We start from the raw sequence: 14288 nt of genomic DNA, 5'->3' as shown, positions 1-14288 counted from the left end.
ATACATGTTTTTTTTATTAAATAGTTACACAATAAACATCACGGCTATCTTTAGTTTTCGTTGATGACCGTTTATTGAATATGCCTAATATTTAATCGCTATAGGGAATACTTTGGCAAAAAAATCACAGCATAGCTTCACCCAGTCGGATGATTACAGCGATTAAATCAGTGCTCGATGAAAGGAAATACAAAGATTTTTTCGTCAAACCACTGCGCTGCAGAAATTTTCTCGATTGTAGCAAGTGGCGCGAGAAACCAGATCAGGGGAGCGTTTCCACGATTCCACTCGGCTTTGAACCTTTATTTGGTTCGTAAACAGTCCTCAAGCATTATCAACGCCTAACACCGATTGGAACCTTTACCCCAGAGACAGTGTACTTAGTATTTTTGTAACTAGGTTAGCTCTCTTTGACAACAGATGCTTTATGTTTGTTTTCAGGGTAAAACTTGAATCAATTGATAGTTTTTAACACTACCTATAATGCGATAATTTGGAGATAAAGTTTCTATCTTTGGCGCGGAAATCCAAGCATAGCTAAAAACTGGGATTTCGGATAGATTATTAACTCTTTTACCATGAATGGGAGTGTAGAAATTGAGCAGAATTGAGTTTTTGTCATCTGCTTGGGCGAAATAGACAGGATGAGTTTGGAGAATTGAGGCGATCGCTCTTTGTTGAAAAAACATTCTCAGTTCAGGATTATAATCACCTAAAAGACCTAAAACCCCAGCCACAGCCAAACTCAACCAACAAGGAATCAACCAACTCGCTATCCAATATCGAGATGTGAAAACCTTTTGCTGGAGATGAAAACGACAAATCCAAACTACAGGTAAACTTAACCAACCTATTCCTAAAATCGCAGCAGTAATTGCATATTTTTTAATATCAACATCAAGCGAATTTAGCGCAACTATACTTGCTAATAAAATTACAACACCCAGTACACCAAAAGCGTAACTCAGGTAACGAGGAAGATTTCTGATAGCAGATATTGCTAAATAAAATAATGTGGTATTTTTTAATTTAGATGTAGAAGCGTAACGCCAGTTGTGATAACTTTGAAAACCAAAACAACGCCATAGCTCAAATTTTACATCTCCACCAGGATTGTTAACGCCACACTTCCAAGCTACATCATAAATCCTGCTCAACCATTCCAAACCTACAGCCGCTAACAAAGCGATGAAGGGATAAAGACAAAGGGCGTAGTGAGATAGGCGAGTAGAAAAAAGACTCAGTTCAGCAAACAATACCAAAGGAAAACCGACTAATATTAAATGATAGCGAGGGATAGGACGATAGATAGTTAAACCTAAACCCAAAAGGCTGAAAAATCCCCAAGGAAAAGATTTTAAAGGTATATTCCACACATAAAATAAAAGACCATTGCGGTTACGGTCTTCTGAACTCAAATCTATAACAAACTTGAATAACTCCCCAAAACTCAGATGACCATAGCGCCGCCAACTCAACCATAACCAAATTAAAGTCGGAATTAAACCAGTTAAAAATCCTAAATAAAACATCGGGTTAGTGAGGTGACGATGACGGCGATGTTCACCAATTAAATAAGGTAATAAAGCCGCCATCGGCAAAAAAATCATAAAGCTTCGCAATAAAAAACCTAAACCAAAACTTAAGCCAGCCAGAAAAATCCAAATATGGCTATATTTGCGAGATAATTCAGTTTTAATAAATGCTAAAATAGCAAACAGCACTAACAAAATCATCGGCACATCCGGAGATGCTAACCGACAAGATTGCAGCCAGAGAAATTCCACGCTTAAAATAGCAGCAGCTAGCCAAGCCACTTTTTTTCCTAAAAATATATTGCCAATTTCATAGAGAATAAATAAACACAAAATTCCAGCAATCATACTAGGAAGTCGGGCGCTGGCTTCGCTAACACCAAACAATTTATAGCTAATAGCAATTAACCAATAAATACCAGGGGTTTTATGATGAGCATTACCCCAAGGTGCTACCCAATCACCAGAGTCTAACATTTGGCGCGATCGCCAAGCATACAAACCTTCATCATGGGCTATCAAACTACTATCGCCAGAATTACATAGCAGCAGCGGCAGTATCCAAAATAACAGACCGCCATAGGGAAATTGCACCAAACGATAGATTTGCTGCCCAACAGCCTGTAATAATTTTTGTATATGTAACATTAATCAATATGAATTGGATGTTGCCTAATTAACTCATACTGTTTAGAAAATGCGTAAGGCAGTATACAAAATTCTCAAGCAAAAGCCTACCCAAAATAGGCATAGTTTGGCAAAAAAATCGGACAAAACAAAAATTTATGCTATTTAGACCAAATCAACGCCTGAAGCTAGATGAAACTGACGACAAGTTATTTTACGCTTACCCCCGCTTCGTCACCCACGTTGATGAAGGCTTCATACAGCAGTTAACTGATTTATATCGTCAGCGACTCAAACCAAACACACGCATTTTGGATATGATGAGCAGCTGGGTATCGCATCTTCCAGAAGAAATGCAGTTTGCTCACGTGGAAGGACACGGACTCAACACCGAAGAACTAGCACGTAATCCCAGATTTAATCATTACTTTGTGCAAAATCTCAACGAAAATCCCCAGCTACCCTTCCCAGATCAAGAATTTGATGCGGTTCTCAATTGCGTTTCTGTACAATATGTGCAATATCCAGAAGCTATATTTTCCGAAATTCACCGCATCCTCAAACCCGGTGGTGTGGCTATTATTAGCTTCTCCAACCGCATGTTTTTTCAAAAAGCCATCCAAGCTTGGCGCGATGCTTCCGAAGCAACTAGGGTAGAACTAGTCAAACGCTACTTTACCTCAGTACCGGGATTTACAGCCCCAGAAGCCGTAATAAATAAGTCAACCGCACCCAATTTTCTGCAATGGTTAGGCGCGCCAGGGGGAGATCCATTTTATGCTGTCGTTGCTTATCGTTGCGAAACCAATTAGACATATTGTCTTACCTACAACCCTCCTAGAGATAGCGGCGGCTTCCGCCGTTAGCGCAGCGGTAGCGAGTCCGCGAGCGTCTCAGAATTTTTCAAGACAGCGACTTTCAACCCTGTTTCCTGTTCCCTGTTCCCTGTTCCCTGCTATATATGAAAGGAATGGGAAGCTGAGGGGTGGAGAATCGATCTTGACAAATGACCAACGACTCATAATCACCCAAATAATGATTAAAAAGTAAATTTTCTCGGTAAAAGCCCATACCAGCATAGATAATTGCCTCAAAGCTCAAATATGGAGAAACTAGACATGAATTTTTCCCGTGGGCGTAGAATCCTAGCCGCTTTGTTGCTGTCAGTATTACTATTGGTTACAGCCTGTGCGCCGAAACCACCTAGTCGTTTCGACCAAGTACAGCGAGAAAGTACTCAACAAAGAAGCGGTCAAGCAGTTGCTAAAGATGCGACGCAAGGTAGCAAATTAAACAAATTCTTCCCGACTGCAGGGGATGGCTACCAGCGCGTTTATACTCAAGAGAAAAAAGGCTTTTCGGAAGCGAACTTGAAAAAAGACGGTAAAACTGTAGCGCAACTGGCTATCTCTGATACTACCAGCCTTCCTAGTGCCGCCGCGAAATTCTCCAATAGCACCAAGAAAATTGGTGGTTATCCCGCAGTTACCGTTGGGAACACTCAAACTTCGGTTTTGGTAGGTAAATTTCAAGTAAAAGTGATTTCCAAAGATCCGACATTTACAGAAAGCGATCGCGCCGATTGGATTGAGAAATTTAACTTAGCTGGTCTAGCTCAACAAAAATAAATTACTTTCCGCACATAGACATCAAAAACGCTCAAAAAGGAGATATTTATGAGTAAACCAATTTTTGAATTGGTTGACCAATTACCGACTGGTGGTTTAACTATTTCGATGTTAAATTCACTCGATTTTGTCGCCCCTGGACAGTGGCAAAATACCGTGGGTTTTGTCAACACAATTAAAACTGTGACTGGCGAAACCGACGAAGATTTAATTCAGCAAATCGGTGAAAGAGCAATCTATCTTTTCAACGACAAATCCCAAGGATATCAAACAGCATTATGGCTCTATCAAACCGTTGACAGTACAGATAGAGCATTAGGTGCTGCAGCTTTAGCTAATAAAGTAGGCGAAAAAATTCCCCTCTTAGGTTTCTTAAATTCTGTTACTCCCAAACCAGATAAAGCCCAAACAATTGACCTCACTTTAAAATTAGTCGCTGAGTTAGTCGCCTTCTGTCAAATTAACGGTATTCCCGGAGATAGCATCGGTGATTTTGTTGCTTCACTGGGCGAATATAGCGGCGAATCACTAATTCGGATGGTGGCGCTAATTTGTGTTGATGGTTTGATACCTCTAGGGTCGGATTTTATCCTCAAAGCATTATCATTTCTGAACACCACAAACCCACAAGAATTAGAACAAAACTCCACTTTCCAAAATATCAAAGACGTAATTCCTGGCGGTAATTCAGCTAGTAAACTCAACTTTATCGGTGAAAGTTTTGATTCCGTTAAAGGTTGGATGAATGGCGTCGTCGCCAGCAATAATTTAACCCCACAAAAAGTTGTCCATAATTTGCAGAGTTTTGTGGAAATTGCTGATGATAAATTAGATTACCTCGCCGCTTTCCTCGATGTATCCACAAATTACTACGAACATACAGGAACACAAACCTTAGCACGGCGCTTAATTGAACGAGCTGTAGCGGAGATTTAGAGAAGAGGGGTTAGGGGCTATAAAATCTTGAACTGGTATTACAGCAGTTCCCAATTAGATGAGGTACAGCCTAGCTAGCCTAAGCGCCCCTATTTTCTAGCCCCTAACCTCAATGAAATGTATCATCATAAAATGAGAAACTCTATACTCCTGGCGTTTGAAGTCAGAGTCATGGAAATGCGGTAAGCTGGAATGCAACAATTCACACAGCAAACTGGCTACTAAATATGTTTTGGCGCCAAGGGTTGGCTTTACTTCTAGCAATAATAGTCTGGTGCGTGACTTTACCGGCGCTGGCGGACTGGACTCGTCCATTGTCATTCAGTAATGCAGACATGAAAAGGCATGATTTTTCCGGAGAAACTTTACAAGGGGCTGAGTTTTCCAACGCCAACTTAGAACAAGCTAACTTTGCAGGTGCTGACCTGCGGGGAGCAGTTTTGAGTGCTTCGGTGATGACACAAACGAATTTGCACGGAGCCGATTTAACGAATGCGCTAGTTGATCAGGTAAACTTAACCAAGGCAGATTTGAGTGACGCTGTTTTCAAGGAAGCTTTGCTATTACGAGCCGTATTTACTGATGTAAATATTAGTAGTGCAGACTTCACAGATGCAATTTTAGATAGAGCGCAAATCAAAGAATTGTGTGGTAAAGCTAGCGGAATCAACTCAAAAACAGGTGTGCAAACGCGAGATTCTTTAGGATGTCCATGAAGCGTGTTGGTGTAATTGGTGGCGGACAATTAGCCTGGATGATGGCAGATGCAGCCAACAAATTAGGTGTAGAATTGGTGGTGCAAACTCCTAGTCAAGATGACCCTGCTGTCAGTATTGCCCAAGAAACTGTTTTTGCACCAGTAGACGACGCGATCGCCACGGAAATTTTAGCGAAAAAATGCGATATCATTACTTTTGAAAATGAGTTTGTTGATTTACAAGCTCTATCGCTGTTAGCTAATCAACAAGTTTGTTTTCGTCCTAGTTTGACGGCTTTAGCTCCACTGTTAGACAAATATCACCAGCGCTGTTATTTAAAAGATTTGGGCTTACCTGTTCCTGATTTTTTTGCCTTAGATCAAGATTTAGATCGCGTCGAATCTAAAATTGCATCTCTGGGTTTTCCTGTAGTCTTAAAATCACGACGCCACGGTTATGATGGTCAAGGTACTTTTATTATTGCTGATAAAGAAACTTGGCAACAAAAGCTGAATCTTATTCACAATCAAACTGCAAATCAGTCGCTATATTTAATAGAAGAATTTGTTCCTTTTACACAAGAGTTAGCTATAATTGCCGCCCGTTCTGTAGATGGTGAAATTGTCAATTATCCGGTGGTGGAAACCCAACAACAACAACAAGTTTGTCGCCGAGTAATCGCACCAGCCGCAATCACCACCCAACAAGGAGCAAAAATAGCAGCGATCGCTCATACTTTATTACATAACCTCCAAGCGGTGGGTATTTTTGGGATTGAGCTATTCCTCACCATCGATGGTCAAGTGTTGGTGAATGAAATCGCCCCCCGTACCCACAATTCCGGCCATTTCTCCCTAGACGCCTGCCAAACTTCCCAATTTGAGCAACATCTCAGAGCAGTCTGCGGTTTACCTCTAGGTGATCCATCAATGAAAGCAGATGCGGCCGTTATGGTCAACCTCCTGGGGTATGAAAATTCGCAAATCGACTATAAAAACAAACTGCAACAATTAACTGCAATTCCCCAAACCCATGTCCATTGGTACGGAAAAACAGAACTACGTCCAGGACGCAAACTGGGGCATGTTACCGTTTTATTAGAGCACCAGCACCGAGATACAGCAATAGCGATCGCGCAAAACATAGAATCTATTTGGTATCCCAGCTAAAATTATCAAAAAATTTCTATCCAAAACACACAACATTTTTGAGGAAGCTATAATGAACTAGTTGCACTACGACGTTGGTGACTGCCATCAAGTTTTTTGATCTATGCCTTTAAAGAAAAGGGAATCAACTGTTTTCGTGGCAGTAGACCGGGCATGTACCCGGAAACTTTAAACGAGGAATTTAGGTTCCCACCTGGTTTAACCAGGTCATAAACTTAGGTAAAACGGCGTCGCGGTGAACTCAAAATTTTTAGCTCCCAAGAACACAAATAACTTGGGAGCTTTAATTATTTTCTTTAAAGATTAGCGAATACCTGATATATATTTTGGCTTTTGGATTTGGGGTTTTGTCGATATCTCAAATCCTTATTTGGGATAACACCTGAAAATTCTGTTTAGAGATGGGAAATGTCGCGTCTCTCATCAACATACCCCTGCAAATTTCATAAAAAATTGCCCATAGAGACTGTTGAAAATAAAATCTGTATAAATTGATTCTAAATTGAGAATCTTTCAGAGTTAAGATGGCAAAATTGCGTTAAATTGTGGTTAAAACTACAAAAATTGTCACAACAACAATTGACTAAAACCGTGTTTCCGGCATCGGTCTTCCGATTAGACAATGGTTTGACGTTTATTCATCAACAGATTCCCACTACCCCGGTAGTTGTGGCTGATGTTTGGGTACGGGCTGGAGCTACCTTGGAACAAGAGCCGTGGTTTGGTATGGCTCACTTTTTAGAACATATGATTTTTAAGGGGACTGCGACATTACCCCCTGGGGCTTTCGATTATAACATTGAAAACCGAGGAGGAGTGAGTAACGCAGCTACAAGTTATGATTATGCTCATTATTCCCTGACAACCGCCGCCCCTGATTTAACAGAAACTCTGCCCCACCTGGGAGATTTATTGCTAAATGCTGCCATTCCTGAAGATGAATTTATCCGGGAACGGGATGTAGTTTTAGAAGAAATTCGTTCATATCATGATGATCCAGACTGGGTAGGATTTCAAGCCCTGCTGGAGAGTATCTACCCGCTTCACCCATACGGTCGTTCAGTATTAGGTACAGAACGAGAACTGATGCAGCAATCGCCAGCAGCCATGCGCCAGTTTCATCGGACTTACTACCAACCAGAAAATATGACAGTGGTGATTGTTGGGGGAATTACCCAAGATTTAGCCCTAAATTTAGTAGATTCCTCCTTTAAAAATTTTGCGGAACCATTGGATAGTCCCCAATTGGCGAAAATTTCCCAGCCCACAATCACCGACATTCGCCGTCAACAAATGTACCTACCACGGCTAGAACAGGCGCGCTTGCTGATGGCGTGGACAGCCCCAGGTGTCGCCCAACTCCGGGCTGGTTATGGGCTAAATTTACTATCAGTCATCCTTTCCGAGGGGCGGACTTCTCGTTTAGTACGTGATTTGCGAGAAGAATTACAAATAGTACAAGGAATTTGTAGCAATTTTTCCCTACAGCGAGAATCGAGCTTATTTACCATCACCGCTTGGCTGGAGCCAGAAGACTTACAGCAAGTCGAGTCATTGATTTGTGCTCACTTAGAAAATTTGCAGCAGACACAAATTAGCCAAGCAGAGCTAGCACGAGCGCAAAGGTTACTGTGTAATGATTACGCCTTTTCCACAGAAACGCCAAATCAACTCACTGGACTTTATGGATACTACAACACCGTCGCCCAAGCTGAATTAGCAGTCACATATCCCCAACAAATTCAATCATTTGCTCCGCAAGAACTGCAAAAATTAGCTAAACAGTATCTTTCTCCCAAAAATTACGCCGTGACTATACTCAAACCCTGTTAATTATAGAAACAGGTTCAGGATGAGGAGTTGTCGTCAGCTAACAAATAACCAATCACAAATAACCAATGACAAAGGACAAATGACAAATGACAACTTTGCTGCAAAAATCACCCATTGACCGTACCGTCCTCAGCAATGGGATTGTGGTGCTGGTGACAGAGAATCCGGCTGCTGATATTATTGCGGCGCGGATTTTTGTGCGTGCTGGTAGCTGTTGCGAAACGCGGGAACAGGCTGGTCTAGCACACTTGCTCTCAGCGGTGATGACAAAAGGATGTGATGGACTTTCTAGTTTAGAGATTGCGGAAAAAGTTGAATCGGTGGGAGCGAGTTTGAGTGCAGATACCTCCACCGATTACTTTTTGCTGTCTTTGAAAACAGTAACGTCAGATTTTCCAGAGATTTTAGCATTAGCGGGGCAAATAGTGCGATCGCCCACTTTCCCCGAAACCCAAGTCGAACTAGAACGGCGTCTAGCACTCCAAGATATCCGCTCCCAAAAAGAACAGCCCTTTACCATCGCTTTTGACCAACTGCGACAGGTGATGTATCAAGACCATCCCTACGCCATGTCAGTTTTGGGAGACGAAACCACCATGAGCCGACTAACTCGCGCCGATTTAGTCAACTATCACCAGACTTATTTTCGTCCAGATAATATAGTCATTAGTGTGGCGGGGCGAATTACATCAGCCGGAGCTTTAAAATTAGTCACAGATATTTTTGGTGATTGGCAAGCTACCACCACAGCCCCACCAATCCAAAACTTTCCTGATATTAAATCAAAACCCCAGCACCAAATCAAGCCCCTACAGACACAGCAATCAATTGTTATGTTGGGTTATTTGGCGCCCTCAGTCAGTTCTCCCGATTACGCTGCACTCAAATTGTTGTCTACCTATCTGGGAAATGGACTTTCCAGTCGCCTGTTTGTGGAATTACGCGAAAAACAAGGTTTAGCCTATGAGGTATCCGCATTTTACCCTACAAGGCTATTTCCCGCCTCATTCGTGGTTTATATGGGCACAGCACCGGAAAATACCAGCATCGCTTTGCAAGGACTACGCACAGAAGTAGAATTACTCAGTCATACAGAAGTATCAACCGATGCTTTCCAAGCTGCGAAAAACAAAATTCTCGGACAGTATGCTCTAGGTAAACAAACTAACGGTCAAATTGCTCAGGTTTTCGGCTGGTATGAAACTTTAGGTTTAGGAATTGAATTTGACCAAAAATTCCCGGAAATGATTGCAGACGTGCAGGTTCAAGATACCATAGCCGCCGCTCATCAGTACTTACAAGCGCCTTATTTGTCCTTAGTCGGCCCAGAAGCAGCTATCAATAGTGCGATCGCATAAGCTAATATGCCTATGACTACATCTACCCAGGGGCTGTAATATAAGCATCATGAAGACTCAGGTAGCAAATCCCATGAAAGGCAGCTTGTCATCAAGTATCTTCAACTACTTAGATTCACAGAAACCATTGCGTTTCCGGTGCACTAACAAGTTTTATTGGTTACTCCTGTTTTCATCCATGCCTCCGTTCATTGTCTCCTGGGCGGTAGTATCAACGGCCGCACCACAGCAAATCGCTCAAATATTGCCAGCAGAAACCATCAATCGCCCCACTCTGAACATAGGTAGTCAAGGCGAGCGCGTATCTGAACTGCAAGCAGCTTTAAAATTATTAGGCTTTTATACGGGTACGGTGGATGGCGTTTATAAAGATAGTACCGCTAGCGCCGTTTCTCAGTTTAAGCAAGCAGCAGGTTTGAATCCAGACGGCGTTGTTGACCCCCCCACGTGGCAAAAATTATTTCCCAACGAACCCACGACGGTGACAACCGCCGTCCCCACCACTAGACCGACACCCACCGCTGTCACAACTCTAACTGTTCCCACCCGGACTAATAACACCACTAGAGTTGTGAATTCTCGACCAGAACCCAGACCAGCTAAACCCACACGGTCTACGACTTCCAGACAACAACCAGCACGGATTACACCCATACCAGTTTCAGAACGCACCCCTGGAATTCAGTACACAGCAGAAGGAATGCCCATTTTGCGTTTAGGCAATCGTGGTACGGAAGTTGTTAGGTTACAAACACAACTACAAAAACTGGGCTTTTTTAAAGGAAGTATAGATGGTAACTTTCGTGTTTCCACAGAAACAGCAGTTAAAGCCTTGCAAAGCCGGTATGGTCTTGAAGCCGATGGTGTAGCTGGTGGCGCCACCTGGGAAATTATACTCAAACGACCATCTCAACAACGTTAGAAATATCACTAAATTGGAGATGGAGCAATTCAATTTTGCTCCCCCTGCTCCCCCTGCTTCAAGAGCTTCCCTACGTGTATCAATCTTAATATCACTCCCCACCCCCCCATACCCAAAATATTTTCAATTCTGGAATACATGCTTAAACATAAATTATGAAAAATTTCCTACTAACTTGGCTGGGTACAGCGGTAGCCTTAGTCATCACCGCCCATATCGTACCTGGATTCTCCATCAAAAATTTTGTCGCTGCTTTAATTACGGCTATTGTCATTGGGTTAGTAAATGCCTTTATTCGCCCAATTTTAAGTTTCTTAGCATTTCCCATTACTTTACTCACATTTGGTTTATTTACATTTGTGCTCAATGCGGTGACGCTTTTGCTAGCCAGCGCTTTAACTCCCCGCAATTTGTTTGAAATCCAAAACTTTGGATCTGCCTTATTAGGGTCAATTGTATTAGCGATTGTGTCTAGTATTATTAACTATTTTCTCAGAGTTGTTGAGTAATACTCCCGACTATTTTTGCCACAGCTACAGTCACTGTTCCTGGCTGTGAATCTAAGCGAAAAATTGTTTTAGGAACTAGTAAATTTACCTCTATTTCTCGGCGCACTTGTCTGGTGAAAGGCGCTGATTTTTGAGTGCTAGTTTGAGATAAATCTAGACCTGCACACAAAGCCGCAGCCTCCGCTACACTAGGAGTTCCCGTTACTTTGGCAATAATTGGCGATGGATTGGGAATGGAAATAGTGCTAAGAACTTCTGCGGGAAAAGTTTTCAGACACCAATGGTACAAACGGCAAAGTTCTACTAAACCCGCTTCTGAGGCTTTAGTATCAATGGTAGCAATACCTGCGATCGCACTTTCATTCAATTGATAATCTCTACACACTTGCTCAATTGCTGTCGCTATCAACTCCCATGAAGTACCGCGCTGACAACCAATTCCCACCCACAAAACTTGTTGATTATTCTGCGAGTTAGAGGTTTTTTGATGCATGGAAAATTTTAATTTATCGATAATTCTGTGAATATCGGCGAATTAACCTCAATATTTGGGTTATTACCATTCAGGTTCAGTATGATACATCAAAAGTGATCGCTAGAATACTTTTCTCCCAAATTAAAAACTATATATTATTCACATCTAGCACAGTAGGAAACGCCAAGAGAGAGAACAGGCAAAAGTTAAAAAATAAAAGGTAGATTTCCCGATTAATTTTTGCTTCCTTAATATTGGTGAAGTGCAAGCATTTTGCCTTCTCTATCTTGGTGTTTCAATTTCTTCTTATAGAGTTTTACTCCTGATATGAATATATAGGGAATAGGGAAGAAGGAATAAAAGTGTAATGAGTTTTTTCTCAAAATCAAATATGAGTCCTATAAATGTAGAGATGTTGCTTTTGCTTCATCTCCAAAATTTCAAATAAATATCATTACTCCTGGGCCCCAGATGTTCGCAAACTCCGCACCACATCCCTAAAGCCATTAAATTCAGCCAGCATCAAAGCCGTATATCCGCCGCGATTTCGCAAATTTACATCCGCTCCGGCTTGTAGTAATATCTCTACAGCTTGGCGATTACCTCCAGAAGCCGCCCACATTAACGCTGTTGCTCCAGCAGCATCTTGAAAATTCACATTAGCTCCCTGAGCTAGTAATAACTGCATTACCTCAATGCGGTGACGTTCTGCTGCTTTAATTAAAGCCGTTTTCCCGTCGTCGCTAGGTAAATTAACATCCGCACCACCATCCAGTAACACCCGCACCGTTTGAGTATGTCCTTGGGATGCAGCTAGTGTCAAAGGGGTTTCACCCAGATTTTTCTGATTAATGTCTACACCAGAACGCAACAGCAGCTCAACTATTTGGCTGTGTCCTTGCAACGCTGCTACTAGTATTGGTGTATCACCTAAATGGTTTCTAATTTTTGCATCCGCACCCCGATTAAGTAACACCTCCACTACATCAATGTAACCCTCGACAACAGCCAGATGTAGCGCAGTTTCCCCATCTTCATCTTGCAGATTAACATCAGCACCGCGATCAAGTAAAGTTGTAGCGATCGCACTTTGTCCCCCAGCCGCAGCTGCTAACAGCGCTGTTCCACCAGCGGCGTTTTTTATTTGCACATCAGCCCCAGTAGCCAACAAAGTTTCCACCACATGCAAATGTCCCAAATCTGCAGCAATCATCAGCAATGTTTCGCCATCTTCATCTTGGATATTGACATTTGCGTTTTTTTGTAGTAAGCTCTCAACTATAATGGCATGTCCTTGTTTAACTGCCAACTTTAAAGCTGTGTCATTATCTTGATCGGCGACATCCACCAGGGCGCCGGCAGCTAACAAAACTTTCACCACATCAACATAACCCTTAACCGCTGCTGCCATCAACGCCGTGCTGCCATCTTCATTGACAACATTGACATCAGCACCTCTAGCAACCAAAAGCTTGACAGTATCTAGTTGATTAGCACTCGCAGCCAACATCAAAGCCGTCAAGCCATAGCGCCTTCTGGGCAAATTAATATTAGCACCTGCATCCAGCAGCGATCGCACAATTTCCGTGTAGCCTAAATTCGCAGCAAACATTAACGCCGTAGTGCCATCGCGATCGCACACGTCCACCTTAACACCAGCCGCTATCAGTCCACACAGCCGTTTGATATCACCACTTTTAGCAGCCATCACCAGCGAAATATCGTTATTTTCAGTCATGGATGAGATTCCGCACCAGCAGACTTCTTTGAAACCTTAAAACTTAGTCTGAGATTGTTTATCCACTTTTGCAAGAGGGGGTGTAACAGATTAAGCTCATCCAAAAGCCGTTATTAGCGTTCTTTTCTTTGCGCCTTTGCGCCTACCCTGCGGGAAGCCGCTCCGCGTCTATGCGCGAGAAAAAAATCATCCCATCATTCAGCAACGCGAGATCATCCTATCGCTGAAGAAGTAGGATGAGAGCGGGAATCGAGCATAAGAAAAACACAGTTATATTATCTCAACTGTGAACTCAATACTTCTACGAATACTGAACATAGAGTTATGCTAAATTTTATGAAGATTTAATAATCAGGCGAGAACACTATGAATTTGGAACTTTCTGCATCATTTAAGTACTGGCTGAACTTCCTTCACCCAGTCATCATGTGGGTACTATTAGCACTCTCGCTTTATGCTGCTTACCTGGGGCTGCAAGTACAGCGTACCAGAAATGCTCAAGGTGAAGAAAAAAAAGAATTAATCAAAGGTAAGTATAATATCAGACACTACCAAATGGGGTCGATCCTCTTGGGTCTACTCGTAGCCGGTGCAGTTGGTGGTATGGCTGTCACCTACATTAATAATGGTAAATTGTTTGTCGGGCCTCACCTGTTGGCAGGACTAGGCATGACTAGTTTAATTGCATTTTCCGCCGCGCTATCTCCTTATATGCAAAAAGGCGCAAATTGGGCGCGGGTAACGCATATTTTGCTTAATTTCACACTTTTAGGGCTTTTTACTTGGCAAGCCGTCACCGGGGTGCAGATTGTTCAAAGAATTCTGACTAACGCATAGTTATAAGCCAAAAATTAAGAGTC

At 42.3% G+C, this 14288-nt stretch carries 13 protein-coding genes and 1 other RNA gene; 11 read left to right on the top strand and 3 right to left on the bottom strand.

Going from position 1 to position 14288, the window contains the following annotated elements:
• Nucleotides 1-437: 437 nt before the first annotated feature.
• Entirely contained in the window at nt 438-2183 is a 1746-nt protein-coding gene (locus MIC7126_RS0106125; protein ID WP_017652251.1) for an ArnT family glycosyltransferase, read from the bottom strand.
• A gap of 137 nt (nt 2184-2320) precedes the next feature.
• Here MIC7126_RS0106125 and MIC7126_RS0106120 point away from each other — a divergent pair, with 137 nt between their 5' ends.
• The 10 genes from MIC7126_RS0106120 to MIC7126_RS0106075 all read left to right on the top strand — a co-directional run bounded on the left by MIC7126_RS0106120 (nt 2321) and on the right by MIC7126_RS0106075 (nt 11215).
• Nucleotides 2321-2974, top strand: coding sequence for a class I SAM-dependent methyltransferase (locus MIC7126_RS0106120; RefSeq protein ID WP_017652250.1), 654 nt, complete (start codon nt 2321-2323; stop codon nt 2972-2974).
• A gap of 306 nt (nt 2975-3280) precedes the next feature.
• Entirely contained in the window at nt 3281-3790 is a 510-nt protein-coding gene (locus MIC7126_RS0106115; RefSeq protein ID WP_017652249.1) for a hypothetical protein, read from the top strand.
• Nucleotides 3791-3838: 48 nt separating this feature from the next.
• Entirely contained in the window at nt 3839-4726 is an 888-nt protein-coding gene (locus MIC7126_RS0106110; RefSeq protein WP_017652248.1) for a hypothetical protein, read from the top strand.
• A 227-nt stretch (nt 4727-4953) separates the two neighbouring features.
• On the top strand, nt 4954-5442 hold the full coding sequence (locus tag MIC7126_RS0106105; RefSeq protein ID WP_026100068.1) for a pentapeptide repeat-containing protein: 489 nt from the start codon (nt 4954-4956) through the stop codon (nt 5440-5442).
• Nucleotides 5439-6593 carry a 5-(carboxyamino)imidazole ribonucleotide synthase gene (locus MIC7126_RS0106100; RefSeq protein ID WP_017652245.1) on the top strand — a complete coding sequence of 385 codons (1155 nt, stop codon included), beginning with the start codon at nt 5439-5441 and terminating at the stop codon, nt 6591-6593. The genes MIC7126_RS0106105 and MIC7126_RS0106100 overlap by 4 nt, the downstream gene beginning before the upstream one ends.
• Nucleotides 6594-6653: 60 nt before the next feature.
• Nucleotides 6654-6836: non-coding RNA, 6S RNA (ssrS, locus tag MIC7126_RS28810), on the top strand.
• A gap of 348 nt (nt 6837-7184) precedes the next feature.
• Nucleotides 7185-8426 (top strand): M16 family metallopeptidase, encoded by a 1242-nt coding sequence (locus MIC7126_RS0106095; RefSeq protein WP_026100067.1) that lies wholly within the window; start codon nt 7185-7187, stop codon nt 8424-8426.
• 86 nt (nt 8427-8512) lie between these two features.
• Nucleotides 8513-9784, top strand: a complete 1272-nt coding sequence (locus tag MIC7126_RS0106090) for a M16 family metallopeptidase (RefSeq protein WP_017652243.1) — start codon at nt 8513-8515, stop codon at nt 9782-9784.
• Between the two features lie 178 nt (nt 9785-9962).
• Nucleotides 9963-10706 (top strand): peptidoglycan-binding domain-containing protein, encoded by a 744-nt coding sequence (locus tag MIC7126_RS0106085; protein WP_017652242.1) that lies wholly within the window; start codon nt 9963-9965, stop codon nt 10704-10706.
• A 155-nt stretch (nt 10707-10861) separates the two neighbouring features.
• Nucleotides 10862-11215 (top strand): phage holin family protein, encoded by a 354-nt coding sequence (locus MIC7126_RS0106075; RefSeq protein WP_017652241.1) that lies wholly within the window; start codon nt 10862-10864, stop codon nt 11213-11215.
• On the opposite strand, the gene MIC7126_RS0106070 is transcribed toward MIC7126_RS0106075, so the two are convergent.
• Nucleotides 11199-11708, bottom strand: coding sequence for a cobalamin biosynthesis protein (locus tag MIC7126_RS0106070; RefSeq protein ID WP_017652240.1), 510 nt, complete (start codon nt 11706-11708; stop codon nt 11199-11201). The genes MIC7126_RS0106075 and MIC7126_RS0106070 overlap by 17 nt on opposite strands.
• Before the next feature lie 436 nt (nt 11709-12144).
• Nucleotides 12145-13428, bottom strand: a complete 1284-nt coding sequence (locus MIC7126_RS0106065; RefSeq protein ID WP_017652239.1) for an ankyrin repeat domain-containing protein — start codon at nt 13426-13428, stop codon at nt 12145-12147.
• Nucleotides 13429-13794: 366 nt separating this feature from the next.
• Here MIC7126_RS0106065 and MIC7126_RS0106060 point away from each other — a divergent pair, with 366 nt between their 5' ends.
• Nucleotides 13795-14265: a DUF4079 domain-containing protein gene (locus MIC7126_RS0106060; protein ID WP_026100065.1), complete on the top strand. Its 471-nt coding sequence runs from the start codon at nt 13795-13797 to the stop codon at nt 14263-14265.
• Nucleotides 14266-14288: the final 23 nt, after the last annotated feature.

This window comes from Fortiea contorta PCC 7126, from assembly GCF_000332295.1.
In the GTDB taxonomy this organism is placed as follows: Bacteria; Cyanobacteriota; Cyanobacteriia; order Cyanobacteriales; family Nostocaceae; genus Fortiea; species Fortiea contorta.
Note: the sequence above shows the minus strand (reverse complement) of the source record. Positions and strands in the feature narration are given on the sequence as shown.